The following is a 19,317-nucleotide window of genomic DNA, read 5'->3' on the forward strand; positions in this document are numbered from 1 at the left end:
ATCTGTCACTCCTTCGCCCGGACCGACGACAGGTTCGGTGTCCCCACCGAAGGCATGACGCTGGCTTGGCGCAAGGCCGCAAAGACCTCCTCACGCGGACCGAACAACTGCATGCCGCCGTCGCGCAGCAGCAGGACCTTGTCCACCGTGCCCAGCACGCTCGGTCGGTGGGAAATGAGCACGAGTGTCTTGCCTCGCTTCTTCAGATCGAGGATCGCCTCGACCAGTGCAGCCTCTCCCACGTCGTCGAGGTTGGCATTGGGCTCATCCAGGACGATCAACGAGGGGTCTCCATAAATGGCGCGGGCCAGCGCAATGCGCTGTTTCTGCCCACCCGAGAGCGGGCTGCCATCGACCCCGAGAACCGTGTCGTAGCCCCGCTCGAAGCGCAGGACCATTTCATGGACCCCGGCACGCTTGGCGGCCAGGATCACCTCTTCGCTGTTCACCTCGCCGAACCGGGCGATGTTGTCGGCAATCGTCCCCTCGAACAGTTCCACGTCCTGCGGCAGGTAGCCAATCCAGGGCCCCAACTCTTCCTTGTTCCATTGAAAGATGTCGGCGCCGTCCAGCCTCACCTTGCCCGACTGGGCCGGCCACACCCCCACCAGCAGGCGGGCGAGCGTCGACTTGCCGGCCGCGGACGGACCGATGATCCCCAAGGCCTCGCCCGGGGCCAGGCTGAAGTTGATACCGCGCAAGATAGTGGTGACGCCGCCGGGAGCCGCCGTCATGGCCTGCTCTACCGAGAGCAGGCCGGCTGGTTTGGGCAACGACATGGGGTTGGGCCGCGCGGGGAAGTCCTGCAGCAACTTCGACAGCCGATCCCAGGACGATCGCGTCGTGAGCAGTTGCTTCCAGACTGAAATGGCCTGCTCGACCGGCGCCATCGCCCGGCCGCTGAGGATGGAGCTGGCGATCATCATGCCGGCAGTGATATCGCCCTTGATCGCCAGCCACGCGCCGGCACCAAGGATCGTCGATTGCAGGGTAATGCGCACGAACCGGCTGGCGCCATTGATGTAGGCAGCGCGGTCGGAGGCCAGGGTCTGCATCTCCAGGATGCGTTTGTGGTTGCCGTACCAGCGTTTGCGGATCGAAGGCAGCATCCCCATCGCCTCGATCACTTCGGTATTGCGCAAGTTGTTGTTGGCAAAGCTCCCTGATGCCATCGACGCCTGATTGGCCTCTGCCAGCGGGCCGCGAGTCACCACCTCGGTGAGGTAGGCAAGGCAGAACAGCAGCATCGACCCCAGCAGCGTGATGAAGCCCAGCAGTGGGTGAACAAGGAAAATCACCAACAGGTAGATGGGCGTCCAGGGGGCATCGAAGAACGCGAACAGCCCGTTACCCGTCAGGAACTGGCGCACCTGGGAAAGGTCCGCGAGCGCCTGTGCAGGGTTGCCACCGGCACGCCGCAGGTTGCGCTCGAACGAAGCCGTGAAGATCCGTTGGTTCAAGCCCATGTCCAGGCGGTTGCCAAGGCGGATCAGCACGGTCGAGCGCACCACCTCGATCAGCCCCATGAGCACGTAGAGCCCGACCATCAGGACGGTGAGCATGACCAGGGTGGTCACGTTGGCGCTTGCCAGCACCCGATCGTAGACCTGCAGCATGTAGAGCGCCGGGGCCAGCATCAGCATGTTGATCACGCCACTGAATGCGCCAACCACGTAGAAGGTATGGCGCAGCCTGTGGAACACTTCGGACAGTTCGGAACGGGGCTTGGAGGAAGCCTTCATATCGGCGCTCCACGAGCAAAATGGTGGGCTCGGTCACGACCGACCGCCCTCTTGTAATTGGCGCCTCGGAGGCAATAACCCCATTGCCCACACAGAAGCCTACCCACATGCTTAGCCAAGACTTGTCCACTGCGCCAGTCAGGAAGGCGACGGACTGACAGCTGTCGGCTTAACTCCGACCAGCGTCATGCAGAATCAAACAAGAACTTCTCTCGAATGTTGCGCAAGTCCCGATCCAGAACGCCTCCGACCAGTAGTCACAGGGACTGAAAGGGTATTCGAAGGGGAAAAACGATCAGCTTGACGCCAATTTTCCGGCGACCCCTATGCGCGCAGGCGCAATGCCAGGCTGTGGCGCAGCATGTCCAGCAGAGCCTCCACCAACACCACCGCCTCGCTGGCCAGGGAATAACTGCCCGGAACCATCAGCCAGTTGGTCTGCAGGCCTTCCACATAGGCATGCACGCTGACCGCCGCGCGGTGGCAGTCCAGGTCGGCGGGCAGCTGGCCACGCCTCACAGCATTGCCCAACGCCCTGGCGATACGCACATCGCATTCGGCACTGGTCGCTTCCAGACGCTGGCGAAGATCTCCCAGCTCATCGATGTACTCACATTTATGCCGGAGGATCTCGTTGATCCTGCGGCTCTGGGGCTCCAACTCCACACGTTGGAGCAAATGCACCAGCAGTTCGCGCATTCGCCCGAGCGGGTCCGGCTCATCCTCGCTCTCGCTGGCACGCGCCAGGTCTTCCAACGGGAGGCGCATGCGCTCAAGCATGGCGTGGAACAGATCGGCCTTGTTCTCGAAATGCCAATAGATCGCCCCACGGCTGACCCCGGCTGCCGCTGCAACCTCGGCCAGAGAGGCTCGGGAGACCCCGCGCTCGTGGAAAACCCGCTCGGCCGCGTCAACGATTTGCGCGCGGGTTTCCTCTGCTTCCTCTTTCGTGCGTCTGGCCATCAGCCTGCCGACCTTCCTAATTGACTGAGCGAAAACTCCTCAGCTCACTGACACAAAATCTGACAGTGGTTGAGAAAGATTCCGTTTACAAACATTCATGCACGTAAGTATATTCAACAGCCTCCAAATGAATCCAGAACTCCCCGTCTAGAGCGCGTCCCGACCAAGGGGCCGCCGTCAGTACCAACGAGGTCCCAGCAAAATGCATATGAAGCCAGCCTTGGCCGCATTGGTCTCCGCCGTCGCACTGGCCGTGCTCAGCCTGAGCGGCTGCCAGGAAGCCTCTGCCCCACCGCCCAGCCAGACGCCCAAGGTCGGCGTCGTGACCCTGCAGGCCCAGCCCTTCACGCTGACTACCGAACTCCCCGGCCGCACTAGCGCCTACCGCATCGCAGAAGTACGCCCGCAGGTCGACGGCATCATCCAGAAGCGCCTGTTCACCGAGGGCAGCGAGGTCAAGGCCGGGCAGCAGCTCTACCAGATCGACCCGGCGGTCTACTCGGCCAGCTACAAGAGCGCCCAGGCCAGCCTGGCCTCGGCCAAATCGCTTGCTGAGCGCTACAGGGATCTGGTCAGCGACCAGGCAGTGAGCAAGCAGGCCTTCGATGAATCCCAAGCTGCACGCCTGCAAGCCGAAGCTGCGCTGGAAAAGGCCCGCATCGATCTGCGCTACACCAAGGTGCTAGCGCCTATTTCCGGTCGCGTCGGGCGCTCCGCCGTCACCGAGGGGGCGCTGGTGAGCAACGGCCAGACACTGGCTATGGCCACCATCCAGCAGCTCGATCCGATCTATGTGGACGTCACCCAGTCGACCAGCGACCTGCTCCGCCTGCGCCGCGAGATGGCCGAAGGGCAGCTGCAGAAGGCCGGCCAGAATGGCGCCCGCGTCACCCTGACCTTGGAAGACGGCAGCCTGTACCCCCATGAGGGCACCCTGGAGTTCTCCGAGGTTTCTGTGGACGAGGGCACCGGTTCGGTGACCTTGCGCGCCGTGTTCCCCAACCCCGAGCACGACCTGCTGCCCGGCATGTTCGTCCATGCGAGCCTGAGCTCTGCGGTCAAGCAACAGGCCATCCTCGCGCCACAGCAGGGCATCACGCGCGACCTCAAGGGCCAGGCCACCGCCCTGGTGGTGAACGAAGAGAACAAGGTGGAGCTGCGCCACCTCAAGGCCGATCGCACCGCCGGCGACCGCTGGCTGGTTAGCGAAGGGCTCAACCCCGGCGACCGACTGATCACCGAAGGCCTGCAGTTCGTTCGCCCCGGGGCTGAAGTGCAAGCTGCCCCCGCAACCAACGTCGCCAGCCAGCAAGCGGCAGGCGACGGCCTGGCCAAGCGCCCCTGAGGAGCCTGCTAGATGTCTAAGTTCTTCATCGATCGCCCGATCTTCGCCTGGGTGATCGCGCTGGTGATCATGCTCGCCGGCGCCTTGTCCATTCTCAAATTGCCGGTAAACCAATATCCCAGCATCGCCGCGCCGGCAGTGGGTATCTCGGTCAGCTATCCGGGCGCTTCCGCACAGACGGTGCAGGACACCGTGGTGCAGGTCATCGAGCAGCAGCTCAACGGCATCGACGGTCTGCGCTACATCTCCTCGGAGAGCAACTCCGACGGCAGCATGACCATCACTGCCACCTTCGAGCAGGGCACCAACCCTGACATCGCCCAGGTGCAGGTGCAGAACAAGCTGCAACTGGCCACTCCGTTGCTTCCGCAAGAAGTGCAGCAGCAGGGCATCCGCGTGACCAAGGCAGTGAAGAACTTCCTGCTGGTCATCGGCGTCGTCTCCGAAGACGGCAGCATGGACAAGAACGACCTGGCCAACTACATCGTCTCCAACATCCAGGACCCGATCTCGCGGACCAAGGGCGTCGGCGACTTCCAGGTGTTCGGTGCGCAGTATGCGATGCGCATCTGGCTCGACCCGGCGCGACTGAACAACTACCAACTGACGCCAGTCGACGTGAAGAGCGCCATCCAGGCGCAGAACGTACAGATCTCCTCCGGCCAGCTCGGTGGTCTGCCCGCCTCCCCGGGTACCCAGCTGAATGCCACCATCATCGGCAAGACCCGCCTGCAGACTCCGGAACAGTTCGGCGCCATCCTGCTCAAGGTCAATCGCGACGGTTCCCAGGTGCGCCTGAGCGACGTCGCCAAGATCGAGTTGGGCGGCGAGAACTACAGCATCAGCGCCCAGTTCAACGGCAAGCCAGCCTCCGGCATGGCAATCAAACTGGCGACTGGTGCCAACGCTCTGGACACGGCCAAGGCCATCCGCGCCACCATTTCCGATCTGGAACCTTTCTTCCCTGCAGGGATGAAAGTGGTGTTCCCCTATGACACCACCCCGGTAGTCTCCGCCTCCATCGAAGGTGTGATTCACACCCTGGGCGAGGCCATCGTGCTGGTGTTCCTGGTGATGTTCCTGTTCCTGCAGAACTTCCGCGCCACCATCATCCCCACCCTGGCGGTGCCGGTGGTGCTGCTGGGCACCTTCGGTGTGCTGGCGATGTTCGGTTTCACCATCAACACCCTGACCATGTTCGCCATGGTCCTGGCCATCGGTTTGCTCGTGGACGACGCCATTGTCGTGGTCGAGAACGTCGAGCGGGTGATGGCCGAGGAAGGTCTGTCGCCGCTGGAAGCCACACGCAAATCCATGGGCCAGATCCAGGGTGCCCTGGTGGGTATCGCCCTGGTGCTCTCGGCGGTGTTTCTGCCGATGGCCTTCTTCGGTGGCTCCACCGGGGTGATCTACCGGCAGTTCTCCATCACCATCGTCGCAGCCATGTCGCTCTCGGTGCTGGTGGCACTGATCTTCACCCCGGCCCTCTGCGCCACCCTGCTCAAGCCGGTCGCCCATGGCGACCACGGCCCCAAGCGTGGCTTCTTCGGCTGGTTCAATCGCACCTTCGAGCGCGGCGTGCACAGCTACGAGCGCGGCGTGCGCAACATCCTCAAGCGCAAGGCTCCTTACCTGGTGATGTACCTGGTGATCCTCGCGATCATGGCTTGGCTGTTCACCCGCATCCCTACCGCTTTCCTCCCCGACGAAGACCAGGGCGTGCTCTTCGCCCAGGTCCAGACTCCGGCCGGCGCCAGTGCAGAGCGTACCCTGGCGGTCGTCGACCAGATGCGCGAATACCTACTCACCGAAGAGACTGAAACGGTCAAGTCAGTGTTCACCGTCACCGGCTTCAACTTCGCCGGCCGCGGCCAGAGCTCGGGCATGGCCTTCATCATGCTCAAGCCGTGGGAAGAGCGTCAGGCTGAGGGCCAGAGCGTGTTCGACCTGGCCCAGCGCGCGCAGCAGCACTTCTTCAGCTTCCGCGATGCCATGGTCTTCGCCTTCGCTCCGCCGGCAGTGATGGAGCTGGGTAACGCCACCGGCTTCAACTTCTTCCTGCAAGACCGCGCCGGCGTCGGTCACGAAGCACTGAATGCCGCGCGTGATCAGTTCCTCGAACTGGCCGCGAAGAACCCGGTGCTCACCCGCGTGCGCGCCAACGGCCTGCGCGACGAGCCGCAGTACCAGTTGCTGATCGACGACGAGAAGGCCCGCGCCCATGGCGTGTCCCTTTCCGACATCAACAACACCGTGTCCATCGCCTGGGGCGCCAGCTACGTCAACGACTTCATCGACCGTGGCCGGGTGAAGAAGGTTTACCTGCAAGGTGAACCCGAAGCGCGCATGAACCCCGAGGACCTCAGCAAGTGGTACGTGCGCAACGACCAGGGCCAGATGGTGCCTTTCAGCGCCTTTGCCAGCGGCGAATGGATTTACGGCCCCCCCAAGCTGTCGCGCTACAACGGCGTGCCGGCAGTGGAAATCCTGGGTGAGGCTGCCCCAGGCTACAGCTCGGGTGAAGCCATGGCCGCGGTGGAAGAGATCGCCGCCGAACTTCCGACTGGCGTCGGCTACTCCTGGACCGGCCTCTCGTACGAGGAACGCCTATCCGGCGCCCAGGCACCGGCGCTCTACGCACTGTCGCTGCTGGTGGTATTCCTTTGCCTGGCGGCGCTCTACGAGAGCTGGTCGATCCCGTTCTCGGTGATGCTGGTGGTTCCGCTCGGGGTGATCGGCGCGCTGCTGTTCACCAGCATGCGCGGCCTCTCCAATGACGTGTTCTTCCAGGTCGGCCTGCTCACCACCATCGGCCTGTCGGCGAAGAACGCGATCCTCATCGTCGAGTTCGCCAAAGAACTGCACGAGCAGGGCAAAAGCCTGTTCGAAGCCGCCGTGGAAGCCTGCCGCATGCGCCTGCGCCCAATCATCATGACCTCGCTGGCGTTCATCCTCGGCGTGGTGCCCCTGGCCATTTCCAATGGCGCCGGCTCCGGTAGCCAGCATGCCATCGGCACAGGGGTGATCGGCGGCATGCTCACCGCCACCGTACTGGCGGTCTTCTGGGTGCCGTTGTTCTACGTGCTGGTCTGCTCGCTGTTCAAGGACAAGGCGAGCAAGGCCGCAATCAAGAAGGAGGTGCTGCAGTGAAGCAGTCCCTGTTGTCCCTCGCCGTTGCCGCCACCCTGCTCGGCGGCTGCTCGATGATCCCCGAGTACCAGCGCCCCGAAGCGCCGGTGGATGCTGCCTGGCCCGAGGGCCAGGCCTATGAGATGGGCACTGCGCAAGTCACCACGCCCGCCGCCGACCTCGACTGGCGCGAATTCTTCCAGGACCCGGCCCTTCGCCAGCTGGTGCAAACCGCCCTGGAGAACAACCGCGATCTGCGCACTGCTGCGCTCAATGTCCAGGCTTATCAATCGCTGTACCGCATCCAGCGCTCCGAGCTGTTCCCGGGCATTTCCGCCGACGGTGGCGCCACCCGCCAGCGTACGCCGGGCATCATGAGCCAGAGCGGCCAGGCCGATACCAGCAGCACCTACAGCGCCACCCTCGGTACCAGTGCCTGGGAGCTGGACTTCTTCGGTCGCCTGCGCAGCCTCAACCAGCAAGCGCTGGAGCAGTATTTCGCCACCGAACAGGCCCGCCGCAGCACCCAGATCAGCCTGGTCGCCTCGGTCGCGACCGCCTATCTCGACTGGCAGGCTGACCAGGCCCTGCTGAAGCTGACCCAGGAGACTCTCAAGACCTACGAGCAAAGCTACGCCCTCACCCAGCGCAGCTTCGACGTCGGCGTCGCCGATGCGCTCGCCCTGAGCCAGGCCCGCACCGCCGTGGAAAGTGCCCAGGTCAGCCTGGCGCAATACACCCGCTTGGTGGCCCAGGACCGCAACGCGCTGGTCCAACTCGTCGGCACCGGCCTGCCGGCCGACCTACCCACGGGCCTGGCACTGGATGCCGACCTGCTGGCGGAAGTGCCCGCCGGGCTGCCCTCTGACCTGCTGCAACGGCGGCCCGACCTGCTTCAGGCCGAACACCTGCTCAAGGGCGCCAATGCCAATATCGGTGCGGCGCGTGCAGCGTTCTTCCCCAGCGTCAGTCTGACCGCCAACGCCGGCAGCATGAGCAACGAGCTGTCCGGGCTGTTCGACGCCGGCTCCGGCAGCTGGTTGTTCCAGCCGCAGATCAGCCTGCCGATCTTCACCGCCGGACGCCTCGAGGCGAACCTCGACTACGCCGAGCTGCAGAAGGACATCCAGGTGGCGCAGTACGAAAAGGCCATCCAGGTGGCCTTCCAGGAGGTCGCCGACGGCCTCGCCGCCCGCACCACTTACCAACAGCAGCTCGGCGCCCAGCGCGCGCTGGTCAGCACCACTGCCGAGTACTACCGCTTGGCCGAGCGTCGCTATCGCACTGGCGTCGACAGCTACCTGACCCTGCTCGATGCCCAGCGCCAGCTGTTCAGCGCCCGTCAGCAGCTGATCAGCGATCGACTCAACCAGCTCGCCAGCGAAGTGAACCTGTACAAGGCACTGGGTGGCGGCTGGAAGGAGCCGGAGGGCAAGGCTCCGCAGGCTTGACTTGAAAGCCTCGGTGTTAATGCCGAGGCTCCTTTGTGGGTGCGAATTCATTCGCAAAGCAGACCACTGGCCTGCCCTTGGACCCCATGGGGCAGCCACGCTGCCCTTTGCGAATGAATTCGCACCCACACCCCCAATCAAAACTGTTCGCCTGGTCAGTTTTTCACCCGATTCCGCGCAGCCTCCTGGCTCCAGCAATCGCTGAATCTCGGCAAAATTCGCATAACCGCTTGAAAAACCTTGTCTTCCCCCGATAATCGCGCGCCCGTTCGAAGCGCTGCGAAACGTGGTGCCGTCATTGCCCTGGCAGAACATTCTGACCAAAAAGACAAGATCTGCACCGATAGACACCAAGACACTTGGAGCCCATTTGATGAACCGCCCCCTCTCCTCCCTGATGCTTGCTGGCAGCCTGCTGGTCAGCGGTCAGGCTGCGGCCGATGACCTGCTGCTGTGGCAGGACAACAGCCTCACCTACCTCTATGGCAAGGATTTCACGATCAATCCGGAAATCCAGCAGACCGTCACCTTCGAGCATGCCAGCGGTTGGAGTTTCGGCGACCTGTTCATCTTCGTTGACCAGATCAACTACAACGGCGAGGAGGACCCGAACCTCGGCAAGAACACCTATTACGGCGAAATCTCGCCGCGCCTGTCCTTCGGCAAGGTCTTCGATCAGAAGCTCGAATTTGGCCCCATCAGCGACGTGCTGCTGGCCGCCACTTACGAACGCGGCGAAAACCACAACCAGAATTACTTGCTAGGCCCGGGGTTCGATCTGAAGGTCCCTGGCTTCGACTACTTCCAGCTGAACTTCTACTACCGCAAGCCCGACGGCATCACCAACAACCCGTCCGGCCAGTGGCAGGTCACCCCGGCGTGGTCCTACACCATTCCGGTGGGCAACTCGGAGCTGGTCATCGACGGCTTCATGGACTGGGTGTGGAACAACAAGGACGCCACTTCCAGCCGTCCCAACGATCTTCATGCCAACCTGCACTTCAACCCGCAGATCAAGTACGACCTGGGCAAGGCCATGGGCTGGAGCGCGGTCAAACACTTCTATGTCGGCATCGAGTACGACTACTGGAAGAACAAGTACGCCATCGACGACAACAGCTTCCTCGGCGACGAAATTCTCGGCGGCAGCGACCAGAACACCTTCAGCCTTCTGGCCAAGGTGCACTTCTGATCCAATCGGCCCGGCACCCGCCGGGCCCTCTGTCTTGCGCCTTTCGCGAGCGACGTGAAAAAATGCGCGCCAGCCCCCCTCCCTGCAAGACAAGGAACCGCCCGATGGCCCGCGTCGATCCCCAAGCCTCTCGGCGTCCTTTGGGTGAGCGCCTGGTATCTGCCGGCTGGGCCGCTATCGGCCTCGCCATCCTGGTGAGCTTTGCGCTCTCCGACGAGCCGTTCAATTTCTCATACTTTCTCGCTCTGCTGTCCCTGTTGACACTGTGCGCAGGCTTTGCCTGCTGGCCGAGACTGTTCCTATCCCCCATCAGGTACCGCGGTTTTGCCGACAGCATGCCCCGCCCCACTCTGATCGCCATGGGCACCTTCGTCGGCCTCACCGTGCTCCGCGCCATGGTCGAACTGGTGGCCTGAAGGGCCGACGCCCTCTTTGCGCGCACGAAAAAAAAGGTTCTTCGCAGAATCTGGGGGAAGAGCGAGTTGACAGTCGGGGAAGTGGGTAAATTGGCAATCGCCAAACATCCCAACCCCCCCTGCTGTCGCCGTGCACCCTATTGATCTGGCCGCTTTCTGGCCAGGCTACGAGGTCGTCGCCTGTCGCCAATCCACTCACGACACCCTGCTGATCAGTCTTGAACCCCAAACCGAGCGCTTCCCGATTTGCGGCCGGTGGGCCAAACCCAACCTGTTGATCCACGAGCAGCAGCACATCCGCCAGGTGCGGGATCGTGACCTGCAGGATCAGCGCGTCCTGCTGCAACTGCCGGTGCGTCGCGTCGACTGCCTGTACTGCGGACGCGTATCCGAGCGGATCGACTGGCTGGCGCCGGCTTCCCGCCTTCCCCGGAAAGCAGCCTGCAACACCTCCTTGGCGGACTTGCCGGGCGGAGTGACACATCGAAGGCGCGCGAAACCTTGTAGGAGCCAGCTTGCTGGCGAATGGCGCATGTTCGCCAGCAAGCTGGCTCCTACAGAGAGAGTACCGGCTATCCGGCTGTCAACTCACATCGCCCCCAGATTCCGCGATGAACCAAAAAAAAGGGCGGCCCCGACATTGCGGGCCGCCCTAAATCACGGAGTTGCTTACATCGCGTGGCCACGATGACTTGTAGCCACAGGTATTGGATTACTTTTCCAGGATCGCGGTCACACCTTGACCGCCCGCCGCGCAAATCGAGATCAGCCCGCGCCCTTCCCCCGCCACCGACAGCAGCTTGGCCAGGTTGGCGACAATGCGTCCGCCGGTGGCGGCGAAGGGGTGGCCGGCCGCCAGCGAGTACCCTTGACGTTCATCCGGCTGCGGTCGATTGCGCCCAGCGGCTTGTCCAGACCGAGACGGGTCTTGCAGTACTCGGCGTCGTCCCATGCCTTGAGGGTACAGAGCACCTGGTCGGCGAAAGCCTCGTGAATCTCGTAATAATCAAAGTCCTGCAGGCTCAGGTTGTTGCGCGCCAACAGCCGCGGCACGGCGTAGACCGGCGCCCTGCGCTGACCGCGTGCAGGACTGGACCCGCCCCCTGGCTGGCAAGCGCGCGCTGGTCGCCGGCGCTTCACGCGGGATCGGCGCCGCCATCGCGGAAACCCTGGCACGCGACGGCGCCGACGTAGTGCCGCTGGACGTCCCCCAGGCCAAGGAGGCCCTGCCCGAGGGCGTAGACATCCTTGTGCACAAGCTGGCATCACCCGTGACAAGACCCTCGCCAAGATGAGCGACAACTTCTGGAACTCAGTGATCAACGTCAACCTGCGCGCCCCGCAGGTGCTCACCCAGTCACGACTGGACGCCGGCAAACTGCACGACAACAGCCGCGTGGTGCTGATCGCCTCGATCAGTGGCATCGCGGGCAACATGGGCCAGACCAACTACCCAGTCAGCAAGGCCGGAGTGATTGGCCTGGTCCAGGCCTGGGCGCCGGTCCTGGCCAAGCGAGGGATCAGCATCAACGCCGTCGCGCCGGATTTCATCGAAACTCAGATGACCGCCGTCATTCCCTTTACCATCCGCGAAGCCAGCCGCCGCATGAACTCCATGAACCAGGGTGGCCTGCCGCAGGACGTGGCCGAAGCCGTGGCCTGGTTCGCCCAGCCGAAATCCGGCGCCCTGACCGGCCAGGTGCTGCGGGTGTGTGGGCAGAGTCTGATCGGGGCTTAAATGGCCGCCTTCCCGCGCCGCCGAAACTCGACCGGCGTCTCCCCCATCCAGCGCTTGAACGCACGGTAGAAGGTGCTCGGCTCGGAAAAGCCGGTGCGTTCGACGATGACCTCGATGCGTTCGTCGGTCTTCAACAACAGCTCCTTGGCCAGGCGACAGCGGTAGTCGGTCACCAGGTCGTTGAAGCGCACGCCGGCCACGGTCAGGCGCTCGCGCAAGCGCCGCGCCGGCATGTTCAGGCGCGTCGCCACCTGTTCCAGGGTCGCGCCGCCATCCACCAGCAGCTCACCGATCAGCTCGCGCACCTGGCGCACCAGGTCCAGGCGCTCCACCTCCGCGAGTTGTCGCCGTGCCTGGGATTCGTGCATGCGCAGCAGGTCCGACGCGGCGTGGCGGGAAGGTTCGTCGAGCACGGCAGCATCGAAGATCAGCGCAAAACGCTCAGCCCCCAGGCGCGCCGGGCAGCCATAGACGGCCTGATAACGCTCAGCAGGGGCGCCCTCGGCATGCATCAATTGCACCTCCTGCGGCTTGAAGGCACCTTCGGTCAGGGCATGGAACAGGCGGATAGCTGCACCGGCGAGCATCTCCGGAAAGTGTCGGTTGCTTCCCGGATGCTGGCCGAGAGCGAGCACGGCGCGGCCACCCTCGATTTCCAAGCCGGCATCGAGGGTGTCGGAGAGCAGGCGCACATAACGCAGTGCATGGCGCAGGCCTTCGCCGAAAGTGCTGCTGGAGAGGAACAGGTATTCCAGCAGCAGGCCGTGGAAGGCAGACAGGTGGCCGGCCAGATAAAGGCCCACATGCTCTTCGCCGCACTCATCGGCTGCGGCCTTCCAGAACTGGGTTTGGGCAGCATGGGGAAAACGCCCGGCCGGCAAGCCGCCTGGCGGCAGGCCCACGCGCCCGAGCACTTTGTCAGGGTCAGTGCCGCTGGCACGCAGGGCGTCGATCACCGGTCGCATCAGCGTCACGTCGTCGGTCAGATCACGCATCATTTTCGTAGTTTTCTTGTTATCTGCGAGGCGCGGCCATCTTATGCAGCTTTCTCCCCGCCACTCAAGGCTGCAACGCAGGCGGCAGAGCGATTGACTGCCCTGCCAGGGTCTTGGGCCGGGCGGCCAATATGCCGCCCCTACTACTGGCTATGCTGGCTCCATTCGCTTACAGGAGACTGACCATGGCCACCGACTGGCTCGACCTGCCCGCGCGCCCTGCCCGCCGCCGGTTATGAAGTGGAGGTGCGCTTCCAGAAACCCATGCTGCTCCCCAGCGAAGTGTCGTTGCTGGCCAGCGATCCAGCGCCCAGCGGCCCGCTCGCCCTGTGCGGCAAAGATGACGTGCCGCATATGACAGGCAGTTGGAAGCCGATCAGCTAAGGCTTGCGCCAGTACACCTTCAGCAGGAAGCTATGCGGTTCCAAGGAGAGCCGCATGAACCTCGACGAACTCACCGCCCGCTTGCACGCCATCCGCGATCGCAACGACTGGCGGCAATTCCACAGCCCGAAGAACCTGGCCATGGCCGCCAGCGTCGAAATGGCCGAGCTGGTGGAAATCTTCCAATGGCTGACTGAAGAGCAGTCCCGCCAACTGCCCCCGGAAAAGCTCGAACACGCAGGCCAGGAAGTGGGCGACATCGTTCTCTACCTGCTGCTGCTCTGCGCCGAACTCGGCCTGGACATGGAGCAAGTGGTACGCGCCAAACTGGCCGACAGCGAACGGCGATTCAGCTCATGACTGATAGGCACTTCGATGATTTGGCGACGCGTTTCGCCGAGAAAATCTACGGTGGAGCCAAAGGCGCCATTCGCCTCGCGGTGCTCCAGGCCGACCTGGCCGAAGCCCTGCCCGATCGTCCCCTGCGTGTGCTCGATGTAGGCGCCGGTCTCGGCCACATGTCGCTCTGGCTGGCCGAACGAGGTCATCAGGTAACCGTCGCCGAGCCCGCCGAACCAATGCTTGAAGGCGCCCGCCAGCGCTTTGCCGGGGCGGGCCAGCCGGCCACCTTCCTCCAGGCCCCCTGGCAGGAACTGCTGGGCCAACTGACCGAGCCTTACGACCTGGTGCTATGCCACGCCGTGCTGGAATGGCTGGCCGAGCCCCACGCGATCCTGCCCGTGCTGCACCAGCTCACAGCAAAGGGCGGCATGCTATCTCTGGCCTTCTACAACAAGGACGCGCTGATCTACCGCAACCTGCTCAAGGGGCACTTCCGCAAGCTGCGCAAGGAGAAGTTTTCCGGCGAAGGCCAGAGCCTGACCCCGCAGCGGCCGCTCGACCCTCGTGAGCTGGCCACGCAACTCGACGGACTCTGGCAGGTCGAACAACAGAGCGGTGTGCGCGTATTCCACGACTACATGCCGCAGGAATTCCAGGCCAAGGCCGAACTGGTGGATCTGTTGGAAATGGAACTCGCCTATCGGCGCCACCCCAGTTTCATGGGCCTGGGCCGCTACCTGCACTGGATCTGCCGGCCGCTTTGAAGGGAGGCCCCATGAAACGCCTCGGACTATTGGCCGCCGCCGCCATCCTTGGCGCCTGCCAGAGCTCCAATCCATACATCGCCGTATCCAACCCGCTGCCGCCCGCCCCACCGGGCGCGGCGACCATCTTCGATGCCAGCGCCTACCCCGCCGCACCGCGCGACTACGGCCGTTATCGCGACTGGACCTGGCTCGACGGCCGCCTGCCGGCCGGCAACAACTGGGCAACGCCCGAGCAAATGGCCGAGATGGTCAATTCCGGTCTCGACCAGCACGGCCTGCGCCAGGCCCGCCATGTCGCCGATGCCGACCTCCTGGTGGCCGCCGACCTGCGCTTCGAGCGGCGCCTGCGGCAGTATGATGACTACGGCGGAGCCTACTATGGCAGCGGCCCCTGGCGTGACCAGTACGGTGCCTGGGCCAGCGTGCCCATCGTGCGCACTTATGAACAGGAAGTCGCGGTGGTCTATCTGGAGTTCTTCGACGCCCACGACAATCAACGCGTATGGAGCGGCAGCGCGGAAACTGACGCCATCGGCAGCCGCACCGACTGGGCCAATGCGCTGCGTCAGGCGGTGCGGGAAGCGCTGGATGACTATCCACCGCGTTGAAGTCCGAGCCGGCTCGACCGTCACTCATCTTCACTTCGGGGAGAGGGACGGGGGTGACGGCAGCGCCTCCTGACATTCCCCTTGCCCCCTGCCCAGCCTTGCGCTTCGATAAAGGCAATGGCACTGGAGAACGCACCATGATCCGCCATACGCTGCTGCTTCCCCTCCTCCTGTTGCTGGCCGCGTGCCAGACCTACCAGGTCAATCGCGACTACGACAGCAGCCGTGATTTCGCCGCCTACCACACCTGGAGCTGGAAGGAGCCCGCTGTGCAATACAGCCCGGACGACCCTCGCATCAAGAGCGACCTCACCGGACAACGCATCCGCGAAGCCGTTGGCGAGCAACTGGACCAGCGCGGCCTCCGGCCCGCCACCGATAAACCTGATCTGATGGTGCAATCCTGGCTGATCGTCGACGAACGACAGCAACAATCCAACTACAACTATGGCGGTTACTGGGGCGGTGGATGGAATGGGTATTGGGGCGGACCGGCCTACACCGAAACCCGCATCTACACCTACAAGGTCGCCACCATTCAGGTAGATTTCTTCGACGGCAAGGACGGCAAACTGGTCTGGCGCGGTAGCGCAGAGCAGATCATGAAAGCCTCGCCGCCAAACCCTGCCGAGCGTGAAGCCGCGATCCGCGAGACGGTCGCCAAGGTGATCGCACAGTACCCGCCACAATGAGGACGTGATGACCCAGAACCCCCTGCAATTCCAGCACCGCCCCGCTAGCGCTCAGGACCTGGACGAGGTGGTGCGCTTCCCGCAGGACGCGGACGAGTTGTTCTTCGCCTACCCGAAAGCCAGCTGGCCGCTCACTGTCGGTCAACTCGCCGCTGCCATGGCCGAACGTCGTGGCAGCACCGTCGCGCTGCTGGATGGCCGAGTGGCCGGCTTCGCCAACTTCTACCAATGGCAGCACGGCGACTACTGTGCCCTCGGCAACGTGATGGTGGCACCCTGGGCACGCCGCCAGGGCGTAGCCCAGTACCTGATCGAAGCCATGGAGCGCTTGGCCATCGAACAGTACAAGGCCCGCCTGATGAAGGTTTCCTGCTTCAATGCCAATGCCGGCGGCCTGCTGCTCTACAGCCGGCTCGGCTACCAACCGAGCGGCATTGTCGAACGCCTGGGCCCGGATGGGCGGCGTGTAGCGCTGGTGCAACTGGACAAGTCCCTTGAGCCGGCCCAGTAAGGCACAGCGCGTCCTCATTGTGGTCAGCAGCGGCCCCAGCACGCCCGCCCGTTGCGCCGCGCCCTTCCATACCGCCACCTTGCTGGCCTGCATGGACGCCGAGGTAACCCTTTTCCTCAGCGGCGAAGCCACCCAGTTGGCCCGCAGCGACGTGGCCGAACATCTCTGCGCCATTCCGGGGGGTGAGCCGATACGCTACTTCATCCAGCAGGCCAAGCTGGCCGGCGCGCGCCTGCTGATGTGCCGCGCACCTGGGGTTTCGATCGACGAGGGCGCATTGATTCCCGAACTGGACGAGATCGCCAGCGGCGGCGAACTGGCGCAAATGATCCTGGAATACGACCGGGTGCTAACGCTATGAACATCCATGGACTCGACTTCCCCGACCATCTTCTTTATGCGCCCGACTACAACCTCTGGCTGCACGAGGAAGCCAATGGCAGCCTGACTCTCGGGCTCACAGCCTACGGCTGCGCGATCTACGGGCAAATATTCGCCTTCACCCCCAAGCGGGATGGCCAGCATATCGACAAGGACCGCAGCTTCGGCGTGGTGGAGTTCGCCAAGGCCGCCTGTTCGGCACGCAGTCCCCTGGCGGGCGTCATTCAGGTCAGCAACGAAGCGGTAGTTCGCCGCCCGGCCCTGATCAATCAGGACTGTTATGGCGCTGGCTGGATGGTGCGGATTCAACCAGACGACTGGGCCAGCGCCAGAGCCGACTTTCTTAGCGGCGACGACGCTCTTGCAGCCTTCGCCGAACGCATGCGTCTGGACGGTTACGACCCGGAAGATGAAGGGGTGCAGGCATTGGGGCGGGACTGAAACGGTGCCCTGGAGTTAACACGCATCAGGCCGATGCTGATGCTTGCCGAAGCCCGACGCGAGTGCGTGGGCTCCGGTTGCAAATGCACGATCGCTTAGTAGTCGTCGTGGTCGTTCCGGTCGTCGTTTTTCATCGAAGAAGTCGTGGCGTTGCGCAAGCCCTTCTCATTGTGGTCACCGGGCGTTGAGGTCGAGATCGAGCGCGCCTTGGAAAGACCGGTGGTATCCCGGGACTTGGCCAGGCCCGAAGTGACCGAGCCGTGGCCGTTATCATCGTCGCTGTCGCGTCCATAGTGGTGGCCGCCGTCATCGCGACTGTCGCGACCGTAGTGGTTGCCACTCTCACCACGATCCCGCGACGCCTTGTCCGCGTGGTCGCCGCTCCGGCCATAACCATGACCGCTACCAAGCCCACCGCCGAAGCCACCACCATGGCCACCACCGTAACCGCCACCATGGCCGCCGCCGTGGCCACCGCCACCGCCGCCACCGCCGCCACCGCCACCGCCACCGCCACCGCCATTACCACGGGCATAGACGGAACCGAAGAACGACAGCTCACTAGGCAGCATCGCCGCCGAGCCAAGCATGAACGCGCATGCGGCAAGGGCGATGAGAGACTTCTTGTGTTTAGACATGGTGCCTCCACAGGCAATACGACGAGACAGTCTTAGGACAAGTCCTACTGGCCTTGGTTCTCGATTAGCCGACGAAACGACGTGAACTGGGCGACAGTTGGCAAAAGAGTGAAGGCACTGGGGCCCTCAAGCAGGACTGGCCATCCTTGGCAGGTGCGAAATCATTCGCAAAAGGCCGCAAAGAGGCCTCAATCTATAGGTCAAGCAGCAGACCCCCGGTCTGCGTGGCGGATGAATTCGACCCTACACTTACAAGAGGCATCGCCTTCGGCTGGTGCCGGGCGGGGAGCGGGAGGCTCCTCCTTGTGTGCCGGAAACGCCGGCTGGCTGGGAGCGACAAACCGGCGTCCTGGCTGGAGGTGTCTCATGACCATGGTCACCCAGTTGCAAAGCTGCCTCACGCAGCATAATTCCCGCTATGACGTGCTGTCCCATGCCGCATCCGTGACCACCCGCGAAGCCGCGCGCCGTGCCGGTGTACCGCCCCAGCAGATGGCCAAGCCGGTAATCCTCGACGACTTCCAGGGCCACTGGCTGATGGCAGTGGTGCCTGCTACGCGTCACGTCGACCTGGAGAAAGTCCACAAACTGACCCACCGCCACTGGCGACTGGCCCGTGAGGGCGATTTCAGCAAACGCTTCGGCGACTGCGAATTGGGCGCCATCCCTGCAGTCGGCAACATCTTCGGCCTGGAAACCCTGATCGACCAATCCCTGACCGAACAGCCGGACATCTACTTCGAGGCCGGCGATCACAACGAACTGGTGCACATGAGCGGACAGCAGTATCTGGAGCTGATGCCCGAGGCCAAACGCGGCCGCTTCTGTGAGTGATTGAGGCCAGGTACGAAGGGGAAGCAGGCATTTGGCCCGGGGGGTGGTTTGGCCCTGATGTCTGCTTCGCCTCTGAACCTACCCACAGGAACAAGTAGCTTGAAATGGACGGAAGGCAGTGGGAGTCGCCCCCAGTAAATTGCCTGCCCGTTGCGCCGCAATCCTTGCTATTGCCGGGTTTCCAGCAAACCCGGCAAATCGTTCTAGGGGTATTCGTGTCTTTGATGTCGACACTTTCCCGACACGGGCTCAGGGGTTGTAACGGCTCTGAGCAACGCACCACTTGCTGGACTTGTCGTTCGACTGTTTGCAGTGGTTGCGGAACATCACCTGGGCGTGCCGTTGGCAGTTGCGGAACTGCGTTGACCCCTTTTCATTCTTGCTGCAGACGCTGTCGAGGGCAATTTCACCGTTCCGTTCCTGCCAGTTCAGGTAGTAATTATCGCTATCCGCCTGTGTGACATTGGATTTAGGTGTTGCGGCAAACGCCATGCTTGCCATGAGAACCAGTGCGCTGCCCAGTGCGAATCGGATGACCATATCAGCTCCTAACTAGATGCTCGTGCGTGATGGCGCCTTCTGGAGGCGCCTTTCTCATTTGGTCGGGCCAGGCTCCCTGGCGGGTACGCTCGGCGTGGTGACTCATTTCCCGAAAAACCGACGCGAATAGTGCGCAGCGGCCATAGACGCCGCAAGGGCTCGATACCCACTTGAGGTGACCGCCCGTCGCCACGCCCAAGGTACGGAC

At 63.3% G+C, this 19,317-nt stretch carries 18 protein-coding genes and 4 pseudogenes; 16 read left to right on the forward strand and 6 right to left on the reverse strand.

The window, feature by feature from the left end; all coding sequences use genetic code 11:
- Positions 1–5: 5 nt before the first annotated feature.
- Together J7302_RS04765 and J7302_RS04770 are read right to left on the reverse strand one after the other, a co-directional pair.
- Positions 6–1,742, reverse strand: a complete 1,737-nt coding sequence (locus J7302_RS04765; protein ID WP_215371241.1) for a type I secretion system permease/ATPase — start codon at positions 1,740–1,742, stop codon at positions 6–8.
- Positions 1,743–2,066: 324 nt separating this feature from the next.
- Positions 2,067–2,705 (reverse strand): TetR family transcriptional regulator, encoded by a 639-nt coding sequence (locus tag J7302_RS04770; RefSeq protein ID WP_215371244.1) that lies wholly within the window; start codon positions 2,703–2,705, stop codon positions 2,067–2,069.
- A gap of 202 nt (positions 2,706–2,907) precedes the next feature.
- On the opposite strand from J7302_RS04770, the gene J7302_RS04775 reads away from it, so the two are divergent.
- The 6 genes and pseudogenes from J7302_RS04775 to J7302_RS27100 form a co-directional block, all read left to right on the forward strand.
- On the forward strand, positions 2,908–4,050 hold the full coding sequence (locus J7302_RS04775; RefSeq protein WP_215371247.1) for an efflux RND transporter periplasmic adaptor subunit: 1,143 nt from the start codon (positions 2,908–2,910) through the stop codon (positions 4,048–4,050).
- A gap of 12 nt (positions 4,051–4,062) precedes the next feature.
- Positions 4,063–7,200, forward strand: a complete 3,138-nt coding sequence (locus J7302_RS04780; RefSeq protein ID WP_215371250.1) for an efflux RND transporter permease subunit — start codon at positions 4,063–4,065, stop codon at positions 7,198–7,200.
- Complete coding sequence (adeC, locus tag J7302_RS04785) at positions 7,197–8,630, forward strand: AdeC/AdeK/OprM family multidrug efflux complex outer membrane factor (RefSeq protein WP_215371253.1); 1,434 nt, start codon at positions 7,197–7,199, stop codon at positions 8,628–8,630. The genes J7302_RS04780 and adeC overlap by 4 nt, the downstream gene beginning before the upstream one ends.
- A gap of 373 nt (positions 8,631–9,003) precedes the next feature.
- The gene (locus J7302_RS04790) at positions 9,004–9,822 is read left to right on the forward strand and encodes an outer membrane protein OmpK (protein WP_215371256.1); all 819 of its coding nucleotides are present in this window, start codon (positions 9,004–9,006) and stop codon (positions 9,820–9,822) included.
- A 104-nt stretch (positions 9,823–9,926) separates the two neighbouring features.
- Positions 9,927–10,238 (forward strand): hypothetical protein, encoded by a 312-nt coding sequence (locus J7302_RS04795; RefSeq protein ID WP_215371259.1) that lies wholly within the window; start codon positions 9,927–9,929, stop codon positions 10,236–10,238.
- Positions 10,239–10,368: 130 nt separating this feature from the next.
- Positions 10,369–10,674, forward strand: a pseudogene (locus J7302_RS27100) (ISL3 family transposase); the annotation flags it as partial.
- 276 nt (positions 10,675–10,950) lie between these two features.
- Here the strand turns inward: J7302_RS27100 and J7302_RS04800 are convergent.
- Positions 10,951–11,318 (reverse strand): annotated as a pseudogene (locus J7302_RS04800) (acetyl-CoA C-acetyltransferase); the annotation flags it as partial.
- A gap of 2 nt (positions 11,319–11,320) precedes the next feature.
- Here J7302_RS04800 and J7302_RS04805 point away from each other — a divergent pair.
- Positions 11,321–11,976 (forward strand): annotated as a pseudogene (locus J7302_RS04805) (SDR family oxidoreductase); the annotation flags it as partial.
- Here the strand turns inward: J7302_RS04805 and J7302_RS04810 are convergent.
- Positions 11,973–12,971 carry an AraC family transcriptional regulator gene (locus J7302_RS04810; RefSeq protein WP_215372449.1) on the reverse strand — a complete coding sequence of 333 codons (999 nt, stop codon included), beginning with the start codon at positions 12,969–12,971 and terminating at the stop codon, positions 11,973–11,975. The pseudogene J7302_RS04805 and the gene J7302_RS04810 overlap by 4 nt on opposite strands.
- A 219-nt stretch (positions 12,972–13,190) precedes the next feature.
- Between J7302_RS04810 and J7302_RS26390 the strand changes: the two are divergent.
- The 8 genes and pseudogenes from J7302_RS26390 to J7302_RS04845 form a co-directional block, all read left to right on the forward strand.
- A pseudogene (locus J7302_RS26390) lies at positions 13,191–13,355 on the forward strand (acyl dehydratase); the annotation flags it as partial.
- A 54-nt stretch (positions 13,356–13,409) separates the two neighbouring features.
- On the forward strand, positions 13,410–13,715 hold the full coding sequence (locus J7302_RS04815) for a MazG-like family protein (protein WP_215371262.1): 306 nt from the start codon (positions 13,410–13,412) through the stop codon (positions 13,713–13,715).
- A complete protein-coding gene (locus tag J7302_RS04820; RefSeq protein ID WP_215371266.1) occupies positions 13,712–14,461 on the forward strand; it encodes a methyltransferase domain-containing protein in 750 nt (249 codons plus the stop codon). The genes J7302_RS04815 and J7302_RS04820 overlap by 4 nt, the downstream gene beginning before the upstream one ends.
- A gap of 11 nt (positions 14,462–14,472) precedes the next feature.
- A complete protein-coding gene (locus J7302_RS04825; RefSeq protein WP_215371270.1) occupies positions 14,473–15,072 on the forward strand; it encodes a DUF4136 domain-containing protein in 600 nt (199 codons plus the stop codon).
- Between the two features lie 137 nt (positions 15,073–15,209).
- Positions 15,210–15,764: a DUF4136 domain-containing protein gene (locus tag J7302_RS04830; RefSeq protein ID WP_215371272.1), complete on the forward strand. Its 555-nt coding sequence runs from the start codon at positions 15,210–15,212 to the stop codon at positions 15,762–15,764.
- 22 nt (positions 15,765–15,786) lie between these two features.
- Positions 15,787–16,275 carry a GNAT family N-acetyltransferase gene (locus J7302_RS04835; protein WP_251701900.1) on the forward strand — a complete coding sequence of 163 codons (489 nt, stop codon included), beginning with the start codon at positions 15,787–15,789 and terminating at the stop codon, positions 16,273–16,275.
- Positions 16,259–16,636: a DsrE family protein gene (locus J7302_RS04840; protein WP_215371279.1), complete on the forward strand. Its 378-nt coding sequence runs from the start codon at positions 16,259–16,261 to the stop codon at positions 16,634–16,636. Before J7302_RS04835 ends, J7302_RS04840 begins: the two co-directional genes overlap by 17 nt.
- Positions 16,633–17,097, forward strand: a complete 465-nt coding sequence (locus J7302_RS04845; protein ID WP_215371282.1) for a glycine cleavage system protein H — start codon at positions 16,633–16,635, stop codon at positions 17,095–17,097. Before J7302_RS04840 ends, J7302_RS04845 begins: the two co-directional genes overlap by 4 nt.
- Before the next feature lie 95 nt (positions 17,098–17,192).
- Here the strand turns inward: J7302_RS04845 and J7302_RS04850 are convergent, their stop codons facing one another.
- Entirely contained in the window at positions 17,193–17,735 is a 543-nt protein-coding gene (locus J7302_RS04850; protein WP_215372523.1) for a hypothetical protein, read from the reverse strand.
- A gap of 366 nt (positions 17,736–18,101) precedes the next feature.
- Here J7302_RS04850 and J7302_RS04855 point away from each other — a divergent pair, with 366 nt between their 5' ends.
- Entirely contained in the window at positions 18,102–18,569 is a 468-nt protein-coding gene (locus J7302_RS04855; protein WP_215371286.1) for an aminoacyl-tRNA deacylase, read from the forward strand.
- A gap of 249 nt (positions 18,570–18,818) precedes the next feature.
- Here the strand turns inward: J7302_RS04855 and J7302_RS04860 are convergent, their stop codons facing one another.
- Positions 18,819–19,109, reverse strand: a complete 291-nt coding sequence (locus tag J7302_RS04860; RefSeq protein ID WP_215371291.1) for a hypothetical protein — start codon at positions 19,107–19,109, stop codon at positions 18,819–18,821.
- Positions 19,110–19,317 lie beyond the last annotated feature (208 nt).

Origin of the sequence: Metapseudomonas boanensis, from assembly GCF_018704125.1 — a bacterium.
GTDB lineage: Bacteria > Pseudomonadota > Gammaproteobacteria > Pseudomonadales > Pseudomonadaceae > Metapseudomonas > Metapseudomonas boanensis.